The sequence below is a fragment of the Streptomyces sp. PsTaAH-137 genome, from assembly GCF_003259365.1.
Taxonomy (GTDB): domain Bacteria; phylum Actinomycetota; class Actinomycetes; order Streptomycetales; family Streptomycetaceae; genus Streptomyces.
This window is the reverse complement of the sequence record NZ_QLLY01000025.1, coordinates 1-22,524: the sequence shown is the minus strand read 5'-3', so window position 1 is coordinate 22,524 and position 22,524 is coordinate 1. Positions and strand designations below refer to the sequence as shown.

General features: G+C 72.1%; 13 protein-coding genes. 8 read left to right on the top strand and 5 right to left on the bottom strand.

The window, feature by feature from the left end:
- The first annotated feature begins 4 nt into the window (after positions 1 to 4).
- The 4 genes from K377_RS36720 (at position 5) to K377_RS36705 (ending at position 13,613) form a co-directional block, all read left to right on the top strand.
- Positions 5 to 8,824: a hypothetical protein gene (locus K377_RS36720; RefSeq protein ID WP_111667982.1), complete on the top strand. Its 8,820-nt coding sequence runs from the start codon at positions 5 to 7 to the stop codon at positions 8,822 to 8,824.
- Entirely contained in the window at positions 8,821 to 11,517 is a 2,697-nt protein-coding gene (locus K377_RS36715) for a right-handed parallel beta-helix repeat-containing protein (protein WP_111667981.1), read from the top strand. The genes K377_RS36720 and K377_RS36715 overlap by 4 nt, the downstream gene beginning before the upstream one ends.
- Positions 11,518 to 11,571: 54 nt before the next feature.
- The gene (locus tag K377_RS36710; protein ID WP_111667980.1) at positions 11,572 to 12,615 is read left to right on the top strand and encodes an RICIN domain-containing protein; all 1,044 of its coding nucleotides are present in this window, start codon (positions 11,572 to 11,574) and stop codon (positions 12,613 to 12,615) included.
- Between the two features lie 89 nt (positions 12,616 to 12,704).
- Entirely contained in the window at positions 12,705 to 13,613 is a 909-nt protein-coding gene (locus tag K377_RS36705) for a HipA family kinase (RefSeq protein ID WP_111667979.1), read from the top strand.
- A 94-nt stretch (positions 13,614 to 13,707) separates the two neighbouring features.
- On the opposite strand, the gene aceB is transcribed toward K377_RS36705, so the two are convergent.
- Together aceB and K377_RS36695 are read right to left on the bottom strand one after the other, a co-directional pair.
- Positions 13,708 to 15,330 (bottom strand): malate synthase A, encoded by a 1,623-nt coding sequence (gene aceB / locus K377_RS36700; RefSeq protein ID WP_111667978.1) that lies wholly within the window; start codon positions 15,328 to 15,330, stop codon positions 13,708 to 13,710.
- Positions 15,331 to 15,529: 199 nt separating this feature from the next.
- Entirely contained in the window at positions 15,530 to 16,132 is a 603-nt protein-coding gene (locus K377_RS36695) for an NTP transferase domain-containing protein (protein WP_111667977.1), read from the bottom strand.
- Between the two features lie 219 nt (positions 16,133 to 16,351).
- Here K377_RS36695 and K377_RS36690 point away from each other — a divergent pair, with 219 nt between their 5' ends.
- Positions 16,352 to 16,672: a DUF5955 family protein gene (locus K377_RS36690; RefSeq protein ID WP_111667976.1), complete on the top strand. Its 321-nt coding sequence runs from the start codon at positions 16,352 to 16,354 to the stop codon at positions 16,670 to 16,672.
- Positions 16,673 to 16,677: 5 nt separating this feature from the next.
- Here the strand turns inward: K377_RS36690 and K377_RS36685 are convergent, their stop codons facing one another.
- Positions 16,678 to 18,147: a PLP-dependent aminotransferase family protein gene (locus K377_RS36685; protein WP_111667975.1), complete on the bottom strand. Its 1,470-nt coding sequence runs from the start codon at positions 18,145 to 18,147 to the stop codon at positions 16,678 to 16,680.
- A gap of 100 nt (positions 18,148 to 18,247) precedes the next feature.
- Between K377_RS36685 and K377_RS42770 the strand changes: the two genes are divergently transcribed.
- The gene (locus K377_RS42770) at positions 18,248 to 18,526 is read left to right on the top strand and encodes a universal stress protein (protein WP_111667974.1); all 279 of its coding nucleotides are present in this window, start codon (positions 18,248 to 18,250) and stop codon (positions 18,524 to 18,526) included.
- Positions 18,527 to 18,606: 80 nt separating this feature from the next.
- On the opposite strand, the gene K377_RS36675 is transcribed toward K377_RS42770, so the two are convergent.
- Both K377_RS36675 and K377_RS36670 read right to left on the bottom strand, forming a co-directional pair.
- Positions 18,607 to 19,233 carry a response regulator transcription factor gene (locus K377_RS36675; RefSeq protein WP_111667973.1) on the bottom strand — a complete coding sequence of 209 codons (627 nt, stop codon included), beginning with the start codon at positions 19,231 to 19,233 and terminating at the stop codon, positions 18,607 to 18,609.
- Positions 19,230 to 20,417 carry a sensor histidine kinase gene (locus K377_RS36670; RefSeq protein WP_111667972.1) on the bottom strand — a complete coding sequence of 396 codons (1,188 nt, stop codon included), beginning with the start codon at positions 20,415 to 20,417 and terminating at the stop codon, positions 19,230 to 19,232. Before K377_RS36670 ends, K377_RS36675 begins: the two co-directional genes overlap by 4 nt.
- Before the next feature lie 136 nt (positions 20,418 to 20,553).
- Between K377_RS36670 and K377_RS36665 the strand changes: the two genes are divergently transcribed.
- Positions 20,554 to 21,621: an ABC transporter permease gene (locus K377_RS36665; protein WP_111667971.1), complete on the top strand. Its 1,068-nt coding sequence runs from the start codon at positions 20,554 to 20,556 to the stop codon at positions 21,619 to 21,621.
- On the top strand, positions 21,618 to 22,310 hold the full coding sequence (locus tag K377_RS36660) for an ABC transporter ATP-binding protein (RefSeq protein ID WP_111667970.1): 693 nt from the start codon (positions 21,618 to 21,620) through the stop codon (positions 22,308 to 22,310). Before K377_RS36665 ends, K377_RS36660 begins: the two co-directional genes overlap by 4 nt.
- The last annotated feature ends 214 nt before the right edge of the window (positions 22,311 to 22,524 follow it).

Sequence of the window (22,524 nt, the reverse complement as noted above, 5' to 3'; positions counted from 1 at the left end):
GACCATGCTGGCGAGCTTTCAGTCGGCTCTGCACGAGACCGAGGAACTGGGCAACGAGATCACCAGCGGTCTGAACCGCGTCCTCGACAAGTCGGGCGCGGGCAACGGCTTCGTCGGCAAGGCCGCCGAGGCGCTGCGCGAGAAGATCGACGGGCACCTCAAGCAGTTCATCGACGCCATCGGCCAGTCCTTCGGCCACGCGGCGGAGGCGACCTCGGTCTACCGGGCCGCCGTCGAGGAGGCCCAGGCGAAGTCGGAGCAGGCGCTGAACGCCGCTCAGGGACTGCCGAAGGACGACGCGCAGCTGGCCGGCCACAAGAACCAGGCACACACGGCCAAGGACGAGTACGACGCCGCCGTCAGGACCTACCGGAACAAGCTCAGTGAAGCCGAGCACATGATCCGCCAGCCGATCAGCGGCTGGCAGCTGTTCCTCCAGGCCATCGGCATCCTCGAGATCATCCTGGCCATCGTGGGCGCGATCTTCGGCGGGTGGATCGGCCTGCTCGCCTTCGGTATCGGCATGGTCGTCTTCATCGGCACACTCGTCGAGTTCGCCGAGGGCAAGGCGAGCATCCTCGACGTCGTGCTGGCCTTCGTCGGGATCCTCTTCCCCTCGACGAAGGGCATCAACGTCGGCGCGCTGGCCAAGGGCGCCTTCAACGCCCTGAAGAACCTGCCCAAGTCGCTCTCCGCGGGTGTGACCGAACTGGGCGGCACTCTGGGCCATCTCCTCACCAGCGGTGTCACCATCAAGAGCGTCTACAACGGGGTGACGGCGCTGCCCGGTCTCGTCCTGCGCGGACTGAGCGGAATGGCCGACCTGGCCATGAAGGGCGTCAGGATCACCGCCGCCGGCCTGAAGCTCCTCGGCAACACCTTCCGCAGCGACTTCCAGATCGCCACCGCCGGCATCAGCACCACGCTCGGCAAGGTGGCCGTCTACCCGATCAGCTTCGGCGGGCGCTTCCTGCTGGGCGCCGTGCTGCCGGTGGACTTCTTCGAGCTCGGCGTCGGTTTCAAGAGCGCCTTCTCGATGGGTTTCGGCACCCGTCTGCTCACCCCGACCGCCCACCTGTCGCAGTCGGCCCTCGGCGGCGGCCTGCACGTCGGCGCGCTGACCGCGGGCCACGGCGGCCTCACCGGACTGCCGACCGGGGCCTCCTTCGACGGCCTCGGCCACGGCGCCCTCCAGGGTTTCGACCCCGGTGGGTTCCAGGGCATCAACACCGGGTTCGGATCCCAGGCGGGCGGCCTGCACGGCCTCAACGCCGGAACCGGCATCGGCGGTGCGAACGGCAGCCTCACGTCCCTGCACGCACTGAACGGGGGCACCGACACCGCCTCCGTCGGCAATCTGATGGCGAACGCCGGCGGCCTGGACGCCGTCGGTCACCTGGCCGCCTTCGACCACTCCACCGGTTTCCAGCGCACCTCCGCCGGGCTGCTGGAACCGCTGCCCACCGACCTGGGCGGCATCAATCTCGGTGGCGCGCACGGCTTCTCGGACCTCGGCTCCGGCCTGCACTCCCTGCGGAGCGACCTGACGCCGTCCGGCACCGGGCTCGGCGCGTCGTTCGGCGACGCCATGTCCTCGGTACGGGTCGCCACCGGCCATGTCGAGGACTTCCACACACTGGGCATCCCCGAGCTGCGCAGCATCGTGGACGGCGACATCTCCAACATCCGGATGACGCAGGACGGCATCAGCCTGCAGATCGGCGCCGAGGAGGGCACGCCGACCACGCTGCACATGAACTACAGCGGCTCGGGCCTCACCACCGGCGAGGGCAAGCAGGTCGTCGTCGCCCCCGAGGTGCACGAGGCCATCGGAACAGCCGACCTGGTGGCGGCGGGCGGAGCCGCCCACGGCCTCCAGACACCTCCTCCTGCGGCGATGGCCGGCCATGTGACGACGACGGACGCCAAGGCCGGTTCGGCGGGTACGACGACGGCCGTGACCTCGGACGTCAAGACGGCGGCGGTCGATGTGCAGGGAGGTGCTACGGCCGACATCAAGGCAGGTGCGGCGGCCTCGGCACCAGGCGTCGACATCAAGGCGGGCGCGGCCGTCTCTTCGCCCGGCGTCGAGGTCAAGACCGGCTCTGCGACCGGGTCTTCGGTCACCGCTGATGTCAAGGCGGGTTCCGTGGGCGCGACGTCCGTCACCGCCGACGTCAAGACCGGTTCGGCGGGCGTCACGTCCCCCGGTGCGGTCAAGTCCGGGCAGTCCGCCGCCGGGGCCGGCGGCGGCAAGAAGGCCGTACGCGACCTCGACGCGCTCTCCGGAGGTGCCGGGGGACCGAACTCCCCGGAACGGCTGGCCGAAGAACCCTCGACCGCCTCGGTCACCGCACACGGCGACCACCTCGGGGTGTCGGCCCGCGAGGACCTGGACCTCCTCGGCCAGCGGGAAGGCGCCGGTGACACCGCCGGCGCGTCCGCCACCACCACCCACCTGAAGTCCGGACCCGACGTGCGTCCGACCGGAGCCGAACGGACGCTGGACGACGGCTCGGGCGCGGTCGTGGTCGGCGGACACGTCGCCCTGCGTCCGACCTCGACCCCGCCCCCGAAGCCGCGCCCGAACGCGGGCGGCAACCCGGGCCCGATGAGCAGGTTCGAGGCGGTCACCGGCGGTGTCACCGGCAAGACGGGCAAGGAGCGACTGGCCGCCTGGGACGCCTACGAGCTGTCGAGCGCCCAACTCGCCGGTGCCGAGCGCGAACTCGACCTCACGGGCGGAAAGCTCGGCCGGCCCTCCGAGACCGTCGACCAGGCCGCCGCGAAGCTCGACGTACAGCAGGCCGAGCTCTCCCTGGACCTCGCCAAGGGCAAGATGTCCCAGCTCGGCATGGACAGCGGAACCATCGAGGGCCACCTCGACGCACTGGGCATCCCCGGGCCGCGGCCCAGCCGGATGTCCGACACCTCCGCCGGGCACGCCCCGCCGACGCGCGAACTCGGCGATGAGACGGCGAAGTTCAGTGCGACGGCCGGGCGCGGCACCGTCCCCGCCGCCGCGGGCAAATCCCTGCCCTTCTCCCCGGGCGAGATCGAACGGTTCTGGAAACTCGACGGGGAACGCGTCGACGCGCTTTTCGGCGGCCCGCACGATCCGCTCAGCGGCGACCGCAGGGACCTGTGGCGGGAGTTCACACAGGCGCGCTACGACGTGGGCCGCATCGAGGGGCAGATGCGCGGCGACCAGCCGCATGCCGGGGGATCGAGCGGGCCGAGCGCGCACGAGGTGAAACTGAAGCAGGACCTGTCCACCGCCACATCACACCTCGACGACCTGAAGCACCAGCTCGACGACGTGGGCATCGACCACACGGACATGGACCGGAAGCTCTGGGATCTGCACAGCCAGAGCCTGAAGGAGCGTCCGCGTCTGGACGGCGGCGGTGTGCAGCCCGGGGAGCCGGCGAAGCTCGACGGTCTGATGGCGGCCCATCAGAAGGCCGAGAAGGCCATCCCCAGCGCCAAGTCGAAGGCGGCCCAGGCGCAGCAGTCGTACGACGCGAACGTGAAGAAGGCCGAGACCGCGACGCAGAAGTTCGCCGAGCTGAAGGACGGCACCAACAAGGGCGCCACCGCGAAGGCGAAGAAGGAACTCGAGAAGGCCGAGACCGGCCTGAAAAAGTCCGAGTCGGCTCTCGACGGTGCCCAGGCCGACCTCACGAAGGCTCTGGACGCCCTGGGCAAGGCCACCGATGACCTGGCTGCCGGTGTGAACGCTCATGTGAGTGCTAATGATCTCGCGCAGCGGCACGTGCATCGATATGTGGAGAAGCTCGCCGCGGAAGGCCATGTGAACCTCGCGGACGTGCTGAAGGCCCACTCGGGCGACCTGCACCGTGCGATGCAGACCGAACTGGACGCAGGGCGCCCGGTCCGCTGGGAGCAGATGTCGCTCTCCGGCGAGAAGGTGAAGCAGCAGGCGGAGTCGGTGCTGTCGGACGCACAGCACCTGGAGAGTCTGCTGATCGGTCCCGAGACGAAGTCGGGCCCCACGACCTCCGTCGAGGTGAAGGTGACTCAGGAACTCAAGGATGCCGCGCTGGGCCTGAAGGAGTCGGCGGACCGACTCGGGTCGATGCTGGAGAAGGGGTTCGTCAAGGACGCGGCCACGGTGGGTGGCCTGTACGCGCTGCGTGCGGAGCACGGCGCGCTGTCGTTCACGGCGGGCAAGCTCGCCCAGCGGGTGGATCGCGCGGTCAAGGACGCGTCGCCGGGCGACGTGGTGCATGTCGAGGATGTCTTCACCACGGAGAAGGCCATGGCCGAATTTAATGAACTCGCGCAGGTGATACGGAAGTTCCGCACCGACAAGGCGTACGCGGACGTCCCGACGGGGACGCAATGGAAGGCCGTGCTGCCGGGCAAGGAGGGGGACTGGCAGAAGCTGTTCGGCAGCCTGGACAAGCTGACCCCCGAGCAGCAGACGAACTTCGTGCGTGACCTTTCACAGAGGAACCTGGAGAAGCTGGAGTCCGACGTCGAGGATCTGCTGAAGCAGAATCCCGGTCGGGAACAGGAACTCCGGGGACTGCTGGAGAACCTGAAGGGGCTGAAGTACCGGATCAAGCACGCGACGCCCGCGTATCACGCGATCGCGAACAGCGGACTGATGTCCTCGCAGGGCGACCTGGCGCGCCGGGACGTGAAGTTCCTGGCCTCCGGCAAGAGTTCGGCGAAGAACACGTCCAATCTCGGGAACGACGATTTCGTGTTCTTCCGGATGGACGTCGGCGACGAGGCGATGGCGACCCGTTACGGCCCGACGACCCTGGTGTTCGACGCGAAGGTCTTGAAGGAGCACGGGGGCTGGGTCTCCCTGCACGACCAGTTGCATCCGCTGGACCGGCCCGCGATGCAGAAACTCGAAGTGGAAGAGGCGGCGGGGCCAGGGGCCGCGGTGACGAAGAAGGTGTTCCGCAGCGCGCAGTACGACCCGGGTTTCCAGAAGGTCGGCGAGCACGCGCAGTGGACGTACACGTATCCGCACAACCAGAATCCCGATTTCACGCGGACCGTCACCTTCGAGAAAGAGGTCTTTCACGGTGCGGACGTGACGGACGCCCTCGCGCTCTCGGTGGTGCGCGAGGTGATCCACATGGGTTCCGAGTACGTGGATCTCGTACTGAAGATGTCGGCCGACGACCTCGGCCGCCTGGTGTCGAAGCTGTTCCGTCCGGAAGCCAAGTTCGGCTCGGGCCTTCCGATCACGCCCAAGGCGGTGGAAGTGCTTGCGGGGGGCGGGGAACACATCCTCGGTGTGGGCCCGAAGCCGCTGCACGTCCATGACCCGGACGGTGACGGCCGGTATTTCAGCGACGGCACGATGGATCCCATCGGGCGGTGGTCCGGAAAGCACTACGACGCCGCGGACGACGCGTTCCGGACGGCCGAGCACGGTGTGCAGGACAACAACACCGTGAAGATCGACGAGCATCTGAAGGACGCCAGGGCTTCCGTCGAGAAGTCCATCGCCCTGACGAACGAGTGGAAGCTCAAGAATCCGGAGCGCCAGGAGCTGGTCGAGCGCCTTCTCGGGGAGCGGAAGAAACTCCTGGGGAAGATCCAGGGGTTGCAGAAGGACTGGAAGTCGAAGGTCGAGGAACTCCACGGCGCCCCGGAGGCGAAGGGCGGGGCTTCCGGATCCAAGGAGGGGCCGCAGAAGAAGGACGGGCCGCAGGCCAAGGGCGGCAAGCCGAAGGGTGTGAGCGCGCCCAAGCCGCCGCAGGGTCCGGGCGCGAAGGTCTCCGGCAAGCCCAAGGCGACGGCGGCTCCCGGGGCCGGCGAGGCGATCCGCCCCGCCGGTGACTCGCCCCTGCCCGCGCCCAGGGCGACCGAGCCCGCAGCGCCCACGTCGGGTCCCTCCGGCGGACATGTGCCGGAGCGGGCCCCGGCTGCGGACGGCCTGGATGGGCAGGCGACGGGCCCCAAAGCCGTTGCGCCGGAAGCCGGTTCGGGTCGCGGCGCGCGGCTGACGCCGGGTGAGATCACGCGGCTCTGGGAGGAGGACGCGAAGCGGGCCGGTGACGTGTTCGGTGGTCCGCAGCATCCCTCGTACGAGAAACATGTGGCGGCCTGGGAGAAGCTCACACAGGCGCGCTACGACGTGGGCCGGCTCGAGAACCAGACCCGGGTCGGGGGATCGAGCGTACCCAGTGCGCATGAGGTGAAGCTCCAGCAGCAGCTGGCCACGGCGAAAGAGCACCTCGTCGCGGCGGAGCAGGACCTGACCAGGCTCGGCCTTGATCCCGGCCGTGTGGACCGGGAACTGTCGGCCTTCTACGGCCAGAGCCTGAAGCAGCGTCCGCGCGCGGTCGCCGGCGCCCATCAGCCGTCCCCGCACCCAGCGGACGAGCCGAGGACGGTGGACGATCTGCCGTCCGCGCACACCAAGGCGGCGAAAGCGGCGCAGCACGCGAAGGTCATCGACCCGCGGCTGCGGACGATGCTGGTCCAGAACGGATACGCCACCGGCGACCAGTTCGGCGTCGCCGCCGCGCTGCACGCCGACCCTCAACTGCGCGTGCTGCTGATACGTGACTCCAAGGACGTCCGGGACCGCAGTACCGACATCCGCGACTTCTACGAGGCCAGCGGAGTCGACCCGGAGCGGGTCCGCCTCGTGGACGCCCCGGAGGGCGGGAACACCAAGCAGCTGAAGCAGGAGCAGTGGCGGGACTTCAACAAGGACGTGCTGAGGCTCGACGGCCTCAGGATGCCCAGCAACAAGGACATCGACAAAGAACTCATCGGCCCGGTGGGCACCGCCACCACGACGGTCGGAAAGCACTTCGGTCCCGAGGTGCGTGACTCCCTGCGCGCCGGATGGGGCCTCGACGACGCCCACTTCACGCCGGAGCTGCGGCAGGCGGTCGGCGACTGGCTGAGGAGCATGGACGTGCCCGACGCGGCCGGGCGCGACGTCGTCGTCGTGTGGACCCGGTTCAGCGGCAAGCGCGGCGAGATCCACGTCGAGCACGACACCAGCCACACCGGCATGCGGCAGATCCTGAGCGGCCTGCACGAGCGCACCGCGGACCGCCCGCAGGGCCCCCTCGTGATCCTCGCCGGAGACGCCTCCGCCCACTCCGGCCGTCCGGGCAAGTTCCCCGCCATGGCGACCGAGTTCCGGGCCCTGGGCCTCGACGTGCACGACCTCACCGCGTTCTGGAAGCGGACCGAGGGTCTCCACACGTGGGGCGGCGACACCCGCACCGGTCAGATGAGGCTGTTCGAGTACCTGCACCGGGCGACCGACGGCCGGTTCCGGCACCTCGGGTTCCGCAGCGGCAACCTGGAGGCGATGGCCCTCTCCGGCCACCAGGTCCGCTACCTGGAGGAAATCGGCAGCAACGGCGGCGAGCGCATGGCCAAGTGGCACGCGGTCAACGGGTCCACGCGGACCGCCGACAACGCACTCGCTCCCGGCTACGAGCGCATCGTCATCAAGCATCCCCCCACCCGTTCCGGCCAGATCGTTCTCGACGTGAAGGCCGAGAAGCTCGCGAAGGAAGCCCCGTACAAGGGGAAGCGGACACCCGACGACGTCAAGGCGGAGATCAAGAACCTCACCGACCGCTTCGAGCATCCGAGTTGGGTGCCCGGCGCCGGCGACCGCCCGTACGTCAGGAACGTCAAGCCCGTCGAGGCCGGTCACACCAAGGGCTTCGACCTGGGCGACGTGGACAAGGTCGTGGACTACCTCGCCGCACCGCACTCGGCCGAGGCGGTGCAGGCCAAGGCGCCCGTCGCCACAGCCGCCCTGGAAACACAGACACCCGATCGGGATGTCACACTTGTGTCGGCGCACACCGATGCGACCGAAACCGTCGACACATATGTCACACACACCTCGCCCGCCGGGTCGACACCTGCCCGAGGTATGGTCGCGGACGACACACATGTCAACATGGAGGAGGGGGCCGTGCCGATCAGGACATCCGAGCCGGCCGGGCCCGCGCACACGGCGCTGTCCGAGGCGTTCGAGGCCGTCCGGCAGCAGTTCCCGGAGCCCCTCGCCCGCACCGGGCGGTGGACGATGTGGGGCCACAGCGGCGACGCACCCCGCACCTCCGCCTACGCGATCGAGAACGGCGCGCTCGGGCTGCGGGGACTCTTCGTGCCGCCCGGCGCGGACGGGAGTCTCGGGGTGTGGCACTGGCATCTGCCGGGTGAGACCCGGCCGGTGGCCGTCACACCCCTGAAGCTGCCGACGTCGCAGATGTCGCCGACACCGGCCCGCCCGGCCGCGACACCCCCGCGGATCGCCGCCGAGGCCGCGGGACACCTCGCGTCGGCGCTGGAGACCGCACCCTGGAGCGCCGGTCTGCACTGGCGCACCGACGCCGACGAACTGTACGTGTTCGGCCCCGCGGGACCGGAGCACGCCGCCGCGGCCTTCGCCGACGGCCTGCGTCCCGCGGGCGACGCGCCGGTCCACGTAGCGGCCCATGTGAGCGACGACGGGGTCCCCGACAGCGCCTGGCTCACCGCCACCCGGGAGATCGGCTGGCTGCGCGAGCGGGCCACCGCCGGAGGCGCGGCCGCGACCGGACTGCTGGACCACTACGGCTGGCGGTACGACATCGCCGCGCCCGGCGGAGTCGACGTCGGCGCGACCCTGGACCTCGCGGGACCGCACCCCGAGCGCGCGGAGGTGCTCTTCCCGGGCGGCGTCGACAGCCGGTACATCCGCGGTGCGCAGCGCCTCGAAGGAGGCCGCCCGGTCGGCCCCTATCTGACCAATCCCGGGTTCACCGAGCCCGGCACCCCCAGCACCTTCACAGAGGGAACCGACAGGTGAGTCCCGCCATCCATCACGTACGGCCGACCGCGCGCCGCGGCGCGTTCCGCACCATCGCCGACGCGGTGCGGGCCGCGGGCACCGAGGACGAGATCCGGATCGCCGCCGGCGACTACCCCGAACGGCTGCTGCTCGACCGCGCGGTGACGCTCGTCGCCGAGGACGGCCCCGGCACCGTGCGCCTGGTGCCGGTCACCCCCGGCCTTCCGGCGCTCGAACTGTCCCACTCCGCCACGCTCAACGGGATCACCGTGGTGGGCGCGGACCCGTCCCGGCCCCTGGTGCTGGTCACGGCCGGGACCGCGGAGCTCCAGGACTGCGACATCGCGGGCGGCCGGCTGGAGGTCGTACGCGCGGCCTCGCTGCGCGTCACCCGCAGCGTGGTCCGGGACGCCGCCCTGGCCGGTGTGCACGCCGACACCACCGGCACGGTGTGGCTGACCGACGGGCTCGTCACGAACATCGACGGGACCGGCGTCGTCGTGTCCGGCGGCGCGACGGCACACCTCACCGACTCGACCGTGCGCACGGTCAGCGGCTCCGGCGTCCGGGTCCGCGGCGAGGCCACCGTGGAGATCCGCCGCTGCGCCGTCGAGGGCCCGGGACGCAACGCGCTCCTCGTCGAGGAGCGGGCGGCCGTGCTGCTCGACGAGTGCCGCCTGAAGGACGCGGCCGCCGAAGCCGTACGGGTGCTGGGCTCCTCCCCGCGCGCGCAGGACGACGGCACCGGCGGTGTGCGCATCACCGGCGCCGAGGTCACCGGCGCCGGGGCCACCGGGATCCTCGCCGCCGGCACCGGGGACGTCCTGGTGTCGACGTGCTCGGTCCGGGACAGCGCCGCGGCCGGGGTCTCGGCCGACGGCAGCGCGCGCCTGGAACTCGTCGACTGCCGGATCAGCGACTCCCGTGCCTCCGGAGTGGTGGTGCGGGGCTCCGCGCGCGCGGTCGTCACCGACACCACCGTGCGCGGCACGGAGGGCAACGGCATCCTCGTCGGCGAGCGGGCCGAGGTGCGGGTCACCGGCGGCAGCGTGCGGGCGTCGGCCTACAGCGCCGTGCACATCGCGGGGGAGGCGAAGGCTCACCTCACCGCCCTGCGCGTGGAGGAGACCCCGGAGCACGGCATCGGCGTCACCGAGCGCGCCCGGCTGACGCTGGAGGACTGCCAGTTGACCGGCTGCGGTCTCTCCGGCCTGCACCTGGACGGCTACGCGGCGGCCACGGTCGACGGCATGACGGTGCGGCGCAGCCACAACGGCGTCACCGACCGGTCCCGCGGCGAGGTGCGCGTCCGGGACGCCCGCATCGTCGACGCCGAACGCGCCGGGCTCACCTGCGGCCCCGACACCACGGGGGAGTTCACCGACTGCCGGGTCGGCGGCGCGGGCACGGCCGGTGTCGTCGTCGCCGAGAGGGCGGCACCCACGCTCCGCGACTGCGCGGTGTCCGGCTCGGCGGGCTCCGGCCTGGTGGTGGCCCGCGACGGCGACCCGACGGTCCTGCGCACGACCGTGAGGGAGACCGGCAAGAACGGCCTGTACATCGGCGAGGGCGGCAAAGGCCGCTACGAGGACTGCGTCCTGTCGGCTACCCGGTACCCGGCCGTCCACGTCGGAGCCGAGGCGCTGCCGGTGCTGCGCAACCTGCTGGTGACGGACGCCGCCGAGGACCTCAGCATGGACGAGGGCGCGCGGCCCGAGACCGAGGGCTGCGTCTCACGAGGCGTCGAGAACGCGGTGTGGCCCGCCCCCGGCACACCCGCCGGAGCGGCCTCCGCCGCCGGTCCGGTGAAGGCCGCGGCGGCGGGCCGGCCGGGGGCACCGGACGGCACGACCGCCACCGCCGACGCGTCCGGCGGCGACGGTGACGAGGAGACACCCGAAGAGAGCCTGGAGGACCTGCTGGCCGAACTGGGCCTGCTCGTCGGCCTGGAGCGGGTGAAGCACGACGTCGCGTCACTGGTGAAGCTCATGCAGATGGTCAGACGCCGCGAGGAGGCGGGCCTCGCCGCACCTCCGCTCAGCCGCCACCTGATCTTCGCGGGCAACCCCGGCACCGGCAAGACGACGGTGGCCCGGCTCTACGGCCGCATCCTCGCGGCGGTCGGCCTCCTCGACCGCGGACACCTCGTCGAGGCCGACCGGTCCTCGCTGGTCGGCGAGTACGTCGGCCACACCGGACCGAAGACCCAGCGGGTCTTCGAGGAGGCGATGGGCGGCGTGCTGTTCATCGACGAGGCGTACTCGCTGACCCCGGCCGCCGGTTCCAACGACTTCGGCCACGAGGCGATCGCCACCCTGGTGAAGCTGATGGAGGATCACCGGGACTCGGTGGTGGTCATTGTCGCGGGCTACCCCGACGAGATGGAGCACTTCATCGACTCCAACCCCGGCCTGGCCTCCCGCTTCAGCCGCACCCTCCTCTTCGAGGACTACGACACCCCGGAGCTGGTGAGCATCGTCGAGCACCACGCCGAGCGCCACCAGTACCGGCTGACGGACTCCGCCCGCGAGGCGCTCTCCGCGTTCTTCGAGGCGACCCCCCGCGGCGAGCGGTTCGGCAACGGCCGTACCGCCCGTCAGACCTTCCAGGCCATGACCGAAGGCCAGGCGTACCGGGTGGCGGAGATGGCGGCTCCCGACGAGACCGACCTGATCACTCTGCGCCCTCAGGACCTGCCCGAATGGCCCTGACGCACCGGCCCCCTCCCTGACCGCCCACGAGTCCTTCCCACCGGAGACACTCCTATGACGACATCCTCCCCGTCCGGCGGGCCCCGGCCCGAGGGAACGCCCCCGCCCGGGACCGACGAGGAACCCCTGCCGGCCGCCTCGTCACCCGCCACCGACGAAACGCCCCTCGTCCGCCTGGCCTCCGGGCCGTCCGCCGGACCCTCCGCGCCGGACGGCAGGTCGTTCTCGGCCGACTTCGCCCGCCGCCACCACTTCTCCGGCGCCCGCCTGCTCCGGCCCGGCCGCCGGGTGGCGGTCGCGGTGGCCGGTGTGACGGGCCTCGCCGTCGTCGGCGTCGGCGTGGTCGCGGGGGTCTCGCGGCTCGGCGGCGACGACACCGCACAGGCCGCGGCCACCGTCGAAGCCACCGGCCGGGCGTCCGCGCCTGCCGCGCACGACCCGTCCGCGAGCCCGGGCAAGGCCTCGCACCGGCCTTCCGGCTCCGCCGCGCACCACTCCGGATCCGCGTCCGGCGAGAAGAAGGGCGGCTCATCGGCGGCCGGTGGCGCCGCACCCGCCGAGCAGCCCGCGGCGCCGGACACCGGCGGCGGGAGCGGCGGCGGTGGCGGCAAGTCCACCGGGCAGGCGACCGGGAGCGGCACGGGGAGCAGCGGGCAGACCGCGACCCAGAAGCCGAAGTCGAACGGCCAGGCCGCTGCCTTCACCGGCGGCCTCGTCCTCAACTTCGCCTCCAACCGCTGCCTGGCCAGCCAGGGCGGCTCGAAGGCGGCGGGCACCCCGGCGGTGCTGGCCGACTGCGACGACGGCGACCCGTCACAGGGCTGGACGTTCCCGTCCGACGGCACCGCCCGCACCTTCGGAGGCACGATGTGCCTGGCCGTCTCCGGCCACTCCGACGGCACGACGGCGCGTCTCGCGGCCTGCTCCTCGTCGCGCGCCGATCACGAGAGCTTCACACTGAAGAAGTCCTTCGACCTCGTCGACAGCGTCGATCCGGACCTGTGCCTCGACGTCACGGACAAGAACACCGCCGCGGGCACCGTCCTGCAGCTGTGGAGCTGTGCCGGAACGTCCAACCAGAAGTGGCGCATGGCCTGACCCCGCCGCGGACCGGGCCGACGATCACTCTTGGTTACGATGCTCTTTCATGCCGGAGGCGCGAAGCCTTGGACGAATGGCCTGGGAACATGCTGAGAGAGGTCACCGCGACCCGTTACGTCACCCCGCTGCACGCCGGCGGCTCGGTCCCCGGGGTCGTCGAGGCCGACGACCTCGGAACGTACGTCCTCAAATTCACCGGCTCCGCGCAGGGCGTCAAGGCGCTGGTTGCCGAGATCGTCGTCGGGGAGCTGGCGCGCCGGCTCGGGCTGCGCTTCCCCGAGCTGGTCCTCGCCCACTTCGACCCGGCCGTCGCCGCCGATGAACCGCACCAGGAGGTCCAGGACCTGCTGCACGCGAGCGCCGGGCTCAATCTCGGCATGGACTATCTGCCGGGCGCGGCCGACTTCACGCCCGAGATCGCCGAGGTGTTCGCCGTCGACCCGCTCGAAGCGGGCCGGATCGTCTGGCTGGACGCCTTCACCGTCAACGTCGACCGCACCGTGCACAGTTCGAACCTCATGGTCTGGCCGACCTTCGGCACCGTCCCGCCGAAGCTGTGGCTCATCGACCACGGGGCGGCGCTTGTCTTCCACCACCGCTGGGACGGGGCCGCGCCCGAGCGGGCCTACGACTTCAGGCATCACGCGCTGGGCGGGTACGGCCCCGACACCCGTGCCGCCGATGCCGAGCTGGCGCCGAAGGTGACGGAGGGGTTGTTGCGCGAGGTGCTGGCGCTGGTGCCGGACGCCTGGCTGACGGCTGATTTCGCGACGCCCGAGCAGGCGCGGGACGCGTACGTGTCCTTCTTGCTGGCCCGGGCCCGGAGTTCGGCGTCCTGGTTGCCGACGGGCTTTCCTTCCCGGGACGAGCTGGCCGCCGCCGATGCGCGGCGCGCGGCCGCCATGGAGAAGGGGCGGCCCGCGTGGCTGAAGCGGGTGCCCGATCTCCATGGCAAGCCGGGGGCCGAGCAGGACTGGTCCGTGCATCTCGGGTAGGGATGCGTCCGACGGCCGGTGGGGCTGCTCGAGATGCGCACTTCGTGCGTCATCTCAGCGCAAGGCCCCACCGGCCGTCACCCGGACCGTCGGGTCAGCCGAGCTGCTCGTACGCCGGGAGGGTCAGGAAGTCGGCGTAGTCGGCGTCCAGGGAGACCTGGAGGAGCAGGTCGTGGGCCTGCTGCCACTTGCCGGCCGCGAAGGCGTCCTCGCCGATCTCGGCCTTGATGTTCGCCAGCTCCTCGGCGGCGACCTTGCGGGCCAGATCGGCCGTCACGGTCTCGCCGTTGTCGAAGACGACACCCGCGTTGATCCACTGCCAGATCTGCGAGCGCGAGATCTCGGCGGTGGCCGCGTCCTCCATGAGGTTGAAGATCGCGACGGCGCCGAGGCCGCGCAGCCAGGCCTCGATGTAGCGGATGCCGACCTGGACGGCGTTGACCAGACCGTCGTAGGTGGGCTTGGCGTCGAGGGAGTCGATGGCGATCAGGTCACCGGCGGCGACGGAGACGTCCTCGCGCAGGCGCTCCTTCTGGTTCGGCTTCTCGCCGAGGACCTTGTCGAAGGACTCCATCGCGATCGGGACGAGGTCCGGGTGCGCGACCCAGGAACCGTCGAAACCGTCGCCGGCCTCGCGGTCCTTGTCGGCGCGGACCTTCTCGAACGCCACCTTGTTGACCTCGGCGTCCTTGCGGGACGGGATGAAGGCCGCCATGCCGCCGATCGCGTGCGCGCCGCGCTTGTGGCAGGTGCGGACGAGGAGTTCGGTGTACGCCCGCATGAAGGGGGCCGTCATCGTCACCAGGTTGCGGTCCGGCAGGACGAACTTCTGGCCGCCGTCACGGAAGTTCTTGACGATGGAGAAGAGGTAGTCCCAGCGGCCCGCGTTCAGGCCGGAGGCGTGGTCGCGCAGCTCGTAGAGGATCTCCTCCATCTCGTACGCGGCCGTGATCGTCTCGATGAGAACGGTGGCGCGGACGGTGCCCTGCGGGATGCCGACGTAGTCCTGCGCGAAGACGAAGATCTCGTTCCAGAGGCGGGCCTCCAGGTACGACTCCGTCTTCGGGAGGTAGAAGTACGGGCCCTTGCCGAGCTCGATGAGGCGCTTGGCGTTGTGGAAGAAGTAGAGGCCGAAGTCGACGAGGGCGCCCGGGACGGCCTTGCCGTCGGCGTCCACCAGGTGGCGCTCGTTGAGGTGCCAGCCACGCGGCCGCATGACGACCGTGGCGAGCTCGTCGGCGTCCTTGAGCGCGTACGACTTGCCGGTGCGCTCGTCGGTGAAGTCGATCGAGCGGTGGTAGGCGGAGGTCAGATTGAGCTGACCGCCGATGACGTTCTCCCAGGTCGGCGCCGAGGCGTCCTCGAAGTCGGCGAGCCAGACCTTCGCGCCGGAGTTCAGCGCGTTGATCGTCATCTTGCGGTCGGTGGGGCCGGTGATCTCGACCCGGCGGTCGTTCAGCGCGGCCGGGGCCGGGGCGACCTTCCAGGTGTCGTCCTCGCGGATCGAGGCGGTCTCCGGGCGGAAGTCGAGCGTTGAGGTGCGGGCGATCTCGGCGCGGCGCTCGGCACGGCGGGCGAGGAGCTCGTCACGCCGGGGCGTGAACAGCCGGTGCAGCTCGGCCACGAAGGCGAGGGCCGCGTCGGTGAGCACCTCGTCCTGCCGGGGCAGGGGCGCGGCGTCGACGATGGCCAGCGGGGACGGCGCTGGTGCGGACATGAACTGTCACTTCCTTCAGCGAGCGGGCGCGGGCGTCGGCACGGGGTGCCGGGCGCGCCTGGGTACGGCTGCTGGCCCCGCTTCGGGGGACCTGCCCTTCTGATCAGTGGATACTAGTTTCCTCATCGTGGAAGTTCAATGGTTTGTTGATGTCGAGATTCTCCGAGTCGACAGATCGTGGCGCTGAGTGCCACCCCCTTCACCGAAGGTGCCGGAGGTCGTCCTCCGTGTCGATGTCGTACGCCTCGGCGATGTCCCCGCACTCCACCAGTTCCACCGCCGCCGCGTGCTCCTTGAGATAGGCGCGTGCCCCGCGGTCGCCGCTCGCACTCGCGGCGATCCCGGCCCAGTGGTCACGGCCGAAGAGCACCGGATGCCCGCGCTCCCCGTCGTACGCGGCCGCCACCAGGGACGCGGGCGAGCGGAACGCCTCCCGGACCCGGGTCACCGCCGCCGCCCCGATGCCCGGCTGGTCGACGAGCAGGACGAGCGCGGCCGCCGCGTCCGTCGCGGCGAGCGAGTCGAGACCGGCCCGCAGCGACGAACCCATGCCGTCCGCCCACTCCGGGTTGTCCACGAGCACGCACCCATCGAGCGCGGCCCGCTCCCGTACGCCGTCGGCCGCCGCCCCGAGTACCACGTGCAGCGGCCCGCATCCCCCCGCGCGCAAGACGCGTACGGCGTGCTCCACCAGAGGCCGGCCGTCCAAGGTCAGCAGGGCCTTCGGACGGCCGCCGAGCCGCCGCCCGCCACCGGCCGCGAGCAGCAGCCCGGCGACCGTGCCTGTGTCTTTCGTCGTCATGATCCCTGCATACCGCACACCGGCTCCGTCGGCGGCCCGGGCCCGCGGTGCGGCGCGACCCGGAGGCGGTTCGGACAAATGAAGTTGCCTTGCGCAACGGACTGGCGCGGGCGGGCCCCTTTGGCGTTAACTGGTCCGCCTCACAACCGAGTTGCACGACTGACCACCGTGGAGCGCGGTACAGCGGGAGACGCACGACGAGGTGCGAGGGGGAGTGCTGTGTTGCGGAGCATGGAGCAGAGAGTTGTGACGGGCAGCGACGAGGATCCGCGGGTTGCGGAGCTGCGCACGGCCGTGTCCCGGCTGCGTCGTGAACTCGCGGCCCATCCGGCCGAGTTCGCCGACCGGGGGATCGCCGAGGACGAACTCGCGGCGCTCGACGCCATGGCGGGCGGCGGGCAGCCCGAGGTGCCCCGGCTGCGGCGGTCGCTGCTGCTGGTCGCGGGGGCGATCGGCTCGGTGAGCGCGCTGTCCGGGGCGCTGTCCCAAGTGCGCGGCGCCGTCGAGCTGTTCGGCACCGCGCCGCCGTCGGCGAACTGAGCCGGTCACGCCACCCAGTGCGGGCGTCCCGGCTCGTCGCCCGCGCCGCCGAGCCCGCCGTCGACGGCGGCCGCGATCCGGCGCACCGCCTCGTCGAGCACGTCCACCGGCTGCGTGTAGGGGAAACGCAGCCGGTGCTCGAACGTCCCGGGGTCGGCGCCGAACCGTGACCCGCCCTCGATCCGCACCCCGCGCCGCAGCGCGGCCCGGGACAGCGCCGAGGCGACCGGACGGCCCAGATCGACCCAGAGCGACATCCCGCCGGGCGGCAACGCCCAGCGCCAGGAGGGGAATTCGCGCTCCAGCGCGGCCACCAGATGGTCGCGCTGCGCGCGCAGCACCGGCAGCCGGCGGCGCAGCACCTCGGCCTCGCGGTCGATGAGCCGCCCCGCCACCAGCTGGTCGAGGACCGAGCCCGACATGTCGGCGGTCACCCGCAGTGCCGTCAGCTCGGTGATCAGCCGGGTGCCCGCCCGCACCCAGCCCACCCGAAGCCCGCTCCAGTGGCCCTTGCTCAACGAGCCGACGGTGACGATCTGTTCACCGCCGCCCGCCCCGGCCAGCGACGCGAACGGCGGGGGCGTCGGGGTGTCGAGCCCGATGTCCGCGACCGTCTCGTCCACGACCAGCCAGGTGCCGGTCGCCCGCGCCGCGGCGATCACCTGCTGCCGCTGCCCGGCCGGCATCAGACGGCCCGTCGGGTTCTGGAAGTCCGGGATGAGATACGCGAGCCGGGGCGCCGACTGCCGCAGCGTCGCGCCGAACAGGTCGGCGTCCCAGCCCTCGTCGGTCACCGGCACGGGAGCGGTCCGCAGACCCAGGCGCCGGATCACGGACAGGGCGTTGGCGTAGGACGGGTTCTCCACCGCGATCCGGTCGCCGGGCCTGCCCAGCAGAGTGAGCGTGAGCGAGACGGCCTGCTGGGCGCCGCTCGTGACCAGGATCTGGTCCGGCAGCGTCGGCAGGCCCCGCCGCGTGTACCGCCCGGCGATCGCGGCCCGCAGCTCCGGCAGGCCGAACGGGTGGTAGCCCGGGGTCGCCGCGTGCCGCGCCACGTCCGGCGCCGCCGCCGCGTAGGCGGCCGTCAGCTCCTCGGCCACCGCGCCCGGCGCCGCGATCGCCAGGTCGATCACGCCGTCCCCGGCGGCCGGGGTGGGGACACTGGTCGGCCGCGCGCCCTCCGGCAGCTCCGTCCAGGTCCCCGAGCCGCGCCTGCTGTGCGCGTACCCGCTCTCCCGCAGCAGGTCGTAGGCGGCCGTGACGGTGGCCCGGCTGACCCCGAGCGCCGCCGCGAACTCGCGCTCCGCGGGCAGCCGCGAGCGCAGCGGGATCCGCCCGTCGAGCAGCAGCGTCCGCACGCCCTGCGCGAGCGCGCGATAGCCGGGGCGCCGCCCGGCCGTGCTCCCGGCCACCAGCTCGGCGAGCCGGCGGCTGCCGAGACTGTCCATGCTGCGGACCACCGCTTCACCCGCCATGCCACATCTCCGATATTGGCCCTGCTGTCCAGGCCAATCAGCGTACAGACTCGACGAGTGGCCGAGGAGAAGTGGCCCGGAGGCGCAGAGGAGGCGTGCGATGTACGACGACGGGTTCCGGGCCGGCCGGGTGGTGGTCGGGGTGAGCGGTTCCCCGGCGAGCCTCGCCGCGGTGCGCTCCGCCGTGGACCAGGCCCGCGGGTCGGGCCGGCCGCTGCTCGCCGTCGTGGCCTGGGAGCCGCCCGAGGGCGAGAAGCTGTACTCCCGCTGGCCCGACCGCATCGCGGCTGTCCCGGTGCGCAAGGTGCCCCGAGCCGAGCTGAGGGCGCTCCTGCGCCCCGCCAGGGGCTCGGGGAACTGCGCGACCAGCCACAAATAGGCCGCAGACGCGTCTGCTCATGGGCCGTGCACATGCGTCCGCGGCTCTCGTCGTGGCTGAGCGCGCAGTTCCCCGCGCCCCTAGCGGGGACGAACCAAGCCCCGATTGATGGCGGCGGCCACCGCCGCGGTGCGGGAGTCGACGCCCAGCTTGGCGTAGACGTGCACCAGATGGGACTTCACGGTGGCCTGGCTCAGGAACAGCTGACGGGCGATCTCGGCGTTCGACAGCCCGTCCCGCACCAGTTGCAGCACCTCCAGCTCCCGCTTGCTCAGCGATTCGGCGGGCGCCCGCATCCGGTCCATCAGACGGAGCGCCACGGCCGGGGCCAGCGCGGAGCGCCCCGCGGCGGCGGTGCGGACGGCCGCCGCCAGTTCCTCCGGCGGCGCGTCCTTCAGCAGATACCCGGAGGCCCCGGCCTCCACGGCCGCCAGGATGTCCGCGTCGGTGTCGTACGTCGTGAGCACAAGGACCCGCGGCCCGCCGTCGGCCGCCGCGATCAGCGCCGTCGCCTCCGAGCCGTGCATCCCGGCCCCGAACTGAAGGTCCATCAGCACCACGTCGACCCGCTCCGAAGCGGCCAGCGCCACCGCCCCTTCGGCGGACGCCGCCTCCGCGACGATCTCGAAGTCCGGCTCCGCGTCGAGGACGGCCCGCAGCCCGGCCCGTACGACGGGATGGTCGTCGGCGAGCAGCAGCCGGATCACGCGGCACCCCCGGCGGGCAGCGGCAGGGTGACGGCGACCGCCGTGCCCTGGCCGGGCGCCGACTCGACGGTGAACGTGCCGCCGAGCGCCCGCACCCGCGCCCGCATCGCGGGCAGCCCGAACCCGCCGTCCCCGCCGTCGCCGGTGACGGCCCGTTCAGGGTCGAATCCGACGCCGTCGTCCACCACGTCGAGGGCCACCGAGGTCTCCATGAAGCTGAGGGTGATCTCCGCGCGGCGCGCGTGCGCGTGCCGGGCCGTGTTGCCGAGCGCCGACTGGGCGATCCGCAGCAGCGCCACCTCGTACGGGGTGGGGAGCGCGAGCGGGGTGCCGCTCGTCGTGAAGCGGGCGCTGACGCTGGGGGCGGTCGCGCAGAGCCGTTCCAGGGCGCCGGCCAGCGAGCCGTGGTCGAGGTCGGGCGGGCTGAGCGCCCGTACGAAACGGCGGGCCTCGGCGAGATTGTCCTGGGCGGTCGCCCTGGCCCGCTCGATGTGGCCGGCGGCAGGGGAACCGGCGGGCAGATCACGCCCCGCCGCACGCAGCAGCAGCTGGATCGAGGACAGGCCCTGGGCGAGGGTGTCATGGATCTCGCGGGCGAGCCGTTCGCGTTCGGCGAGGGTGCCCGCGGTGCGCTCGGCGTCCGCGAGTTCGGCCCGGGTCGCGATCAGCTCCTCGATGAGCCGCCGCCGGCTCTCGCTCTCCCGGTACAGGGCCTGGTAGCCCAGCACGGTCGCGACGGCGACGGCGGCGCCGATCAGCGGCCCTATGAACGCGCCCGCGTTGAGCGGCGCGCCATGACCGACGTACGAGGCGATGGCCGCGCCCGCCGCCACCGCCACGGCCGGCACGCCCCAGCGGGCGGGCAGCAGATGGACGAGGAGGAAGTAGAGCGGGAAGGCGAGCCACAGGCCGTCGGGGGAGAGGGCGAGCAGCACCGCCCACACCGCGCCGAGCACGGCGAGCCAGCAGGCGGCGCCCGCGCGCGTGGAGCGGACGGCCGGGATCAGCGGCCCGGCCGCGTACACCGCGCCCATCGCCGCGGCCGCCGTCACCACCGCCGCGGCCGGTTCGGCCGTCCGCCCGGTCAGGGCGCGTACGACGACGAGGGCGAGCAGCCCCGCCGTGAGCAGGTGCAGACACAGGCGCAGGACGCGGAGGGCGGGGGTGAGGGAGCGTGGATCCATACCGTTGACCAGCGTACGGAGGCAATCCCTCGAAGCGGTCAACCGAAAGGTTGAAAGCCGGCTGCGCCCTTCGATTCGGGTGAAGTGTGCTGTGGCGCGATGCCCGGGCGGGCCGCCGGGCCGCACTGTGGACGGCATGTTCGTCGCATGGAGAGATCTACGGTTCGCCCGGGGCAGGTTCGCCCTGATGGGCGCCGTGATCGTACTGATCACGCTGCTGGTGGGGCTGCTGTCGGGGCTGACCGCCGGGCTCGCGCGGGACAACACGTCCGCGCTGACGGCACTGCCGGCCGACCACATCGCGTTCGCGCGTCCCGCCGACGGCCAGTCGGTGTCCTTCACCGGCTCGACCGTCACCGAGAAGCAGTGGCGGGAGCTGGCCGGACGGCCGGGCGTGCACAGCGCCGAGCCGCTCGGCATCCGCACGCTCAACGCGGCGGCGGGCGGCCGGACGGCCGCCGTCTCCGTGTTCGGGGTGCGGCCGGACTCCGGTCTCGCGCCCGACGCCACGGCGCCCGGCACCGCCGTCCTGTCGCAGAAGGCCGCGCGGGAACTCGGGGTGCGCGCGGGCGGCACGCTCGTGCTCGGCGGCGGGAAGCTCACCGTCTCCGCCGTCTCCGGCGACGACTCCTACAGCCACACTCCCGTCGTCTGGGCCGACCTCGGCGACTGGCAGCGGCTCACCCGCTCCGGCGGGGCCACGGCCACCGTCATTGCTCTGTCCACCGCGTCCGGCGCCGACCTCGCGGGCGCGGACCGGGCGGCCGGGACCGACACCACCACCGTCGACGGCGCCCTCGAAGCCATAGGGTCCTACCAGGCCGAGAACGGTTCGCTGCAACTGATGCGCGGCTTCCTCTTCGTCATCTCGGCGCTCGTCATCGGCGCGTTCTTCACCGTCTGGACGATTCAGCGCAGCGGCGACATCGCCGTCCTGAAGGCGCTGGGTTCGTCCACCGGGCATCTGCTGCGGGACGCGCTCGGGCAGGCCGTCGTCATGCTGGTCGGCGGCAGTGCCCTCGGTACCGGACTCGCCGCGCTCATCGGGGCGTTCGTGCCGGACAGCGTGCCGTTCGTGATGGAGCCGCTGACGACGGTCGGCCCGGCCGTCGTGATGACCGTCCTCGGCGCCGTCGGCGCCGCCCTGTCCATCCGGCGGATCACCGCCATCGATCCCCTCACCGCGCTCGGAAGTGCCCGATGACCCTGCTGCTCGACGACATCACGCTGACGTATCCGGACGGGGACGGGCGGCTGACCGCCCTGGACCGGGTGAGCCTGTCGGTACCCGCGGGCGGGCTCACGGCCGTCGTCGGGCCGTCGGGGTCCGGCAAGTCCAGCCTGCTCGCCGTCGCCGCCACGCTCGTCACTCCGGATCGCGGGCGGGTGCTCGTCGGGGGTGTCGCGGCGACCGGGCTGAGCCGGGCCGATGCCGCCGCGCTGCGCCGTGCCGCCATCGGCATCGTCTTCCAGCAGCCCAATCTGCTGCCGTCGCTCACCGCGCTGGAGCAGCTTCAGGTGATGGCTCATCTGGGCGGGCGGCGCGGGCGCGATGTGCGGGGGCGGGCCGTGGAGCTGCTGGACGACGTCGGGCTCGGCGCCCAGGCCCACCGCCGGCCGCATCAGCTCTCCGGCGGGCAGCGGCAGCGGGTCAATATCGCGCGGGCCCTCATGAACGACCCGAAGGTCCTCCTCGTCGACGAGCCGACCAGCGCGCTGGATCACGACCGGGGTGCCGCGATCCTGGATCTCTTGTCCGGGCTCACCCGGGCGCGGGGGGCCGCGACGGTGCTGGTCACCCATGACCGGGCGCACCTGGCTGTCGCCGACCGGGTCGTAGAGATGGCGGACGGACGCCTGGCCTCGGCCGACGTGGGGAGCATCGCCGACTGACGCCCGGTGGCCGCTTCTCGCGCAGTTCCCCGCGCCCCTGAGATGCGCACTTCGTGCGGCATCTCATCAGCTGAGATGGGGCGCGGCCCCAAGGGGGAAGGCGCGCGAAGCGCAGCCTTCAGGGGCGCGGGGAACTGCGCGAGAAGCGGCCACCGGGCCGCGGGTGAAGAACGACCCAGGGGCGCGGGGAACTGCGCGAGAAGCGGCCACCGGG

What these genes read in the sequence shown, in the direction of transcription:
- K377_RS36710 (WP_111667980.1), top strand. Translation starts at nt 11,572, where the DNA reads ATGACGACATCCTCCCCGTCCGGCGGGCCCCGGCCCGAGGGAACGCCC.
- K377_RS36720 (WP_111667982.1), top strand. Translation starts at nt 5, where the DNA reads ATGCTGGCGAGCTTTCAGTCGGCTCTGCACGAGACCGAGGAACTGGGC.
- K377_RS36670 (WP_111667972.1), bottom strand. Translation starts at nt 20,417, where the DNA reads ATGGATCCACGCTCCCTCACCCCCGCCCTCCGCGTCCTGCGCCTGTGT.
- K377_RS36660 (WP_111667970.1), top strand. Translation starts at nt 21,618, where the DNA reads ATGACCCTGCTGCTCGACGACATCACGCTGACGTATCCGGACGGGGAC.
- K377_RS42770 (WP_111667974.1), top strand. Translation starts at nt 18,248, where the DNA reads ATGTACGACGACGGGTTCCGGGCCGGCCGGGTGGTGGTCGGGGTGAGC.
- K377_RS36665 (WP_111667971.1), top strand. Translation starts at nt 20,554, where the DNA reads ATGTTCGTCGCATGGAGAGATCTACGGTTCGCCCGGGGCAGGTTCGCC.
- K377_RS36695 (WP_111667977.1), bottom strand. Translation starts at nt 16,132, where the DNA reads ATGACGACGAAAGACACAGGCACGGTCGCCGGGCTGCTGCTCGCGGCC.
- K377_RS36685 (WP_111667975.1), bottom strand. Translation starts at nt 18,147, where the DNA reads ATGGCGGGTGAAGCGGTGGTCCGCAGCATGGACAGTCTCGGCAGCCGC.
- aceB (WP_111667978.1), bottom strand. Translation starts at nt 15,330, where the DNA reads ATGTCCGCACCAGCGCCGTCCCCGCTGGCCATCGTCGACGCCGCGCCC.
- K377_RS36705 (WP_111667979.1), top strand. Translation starts at nt 12,705, where the DNA reads ATGCTGAGAGAGGTCACCGCGACCCGTTACGTCACCCCGCTGCACGCC.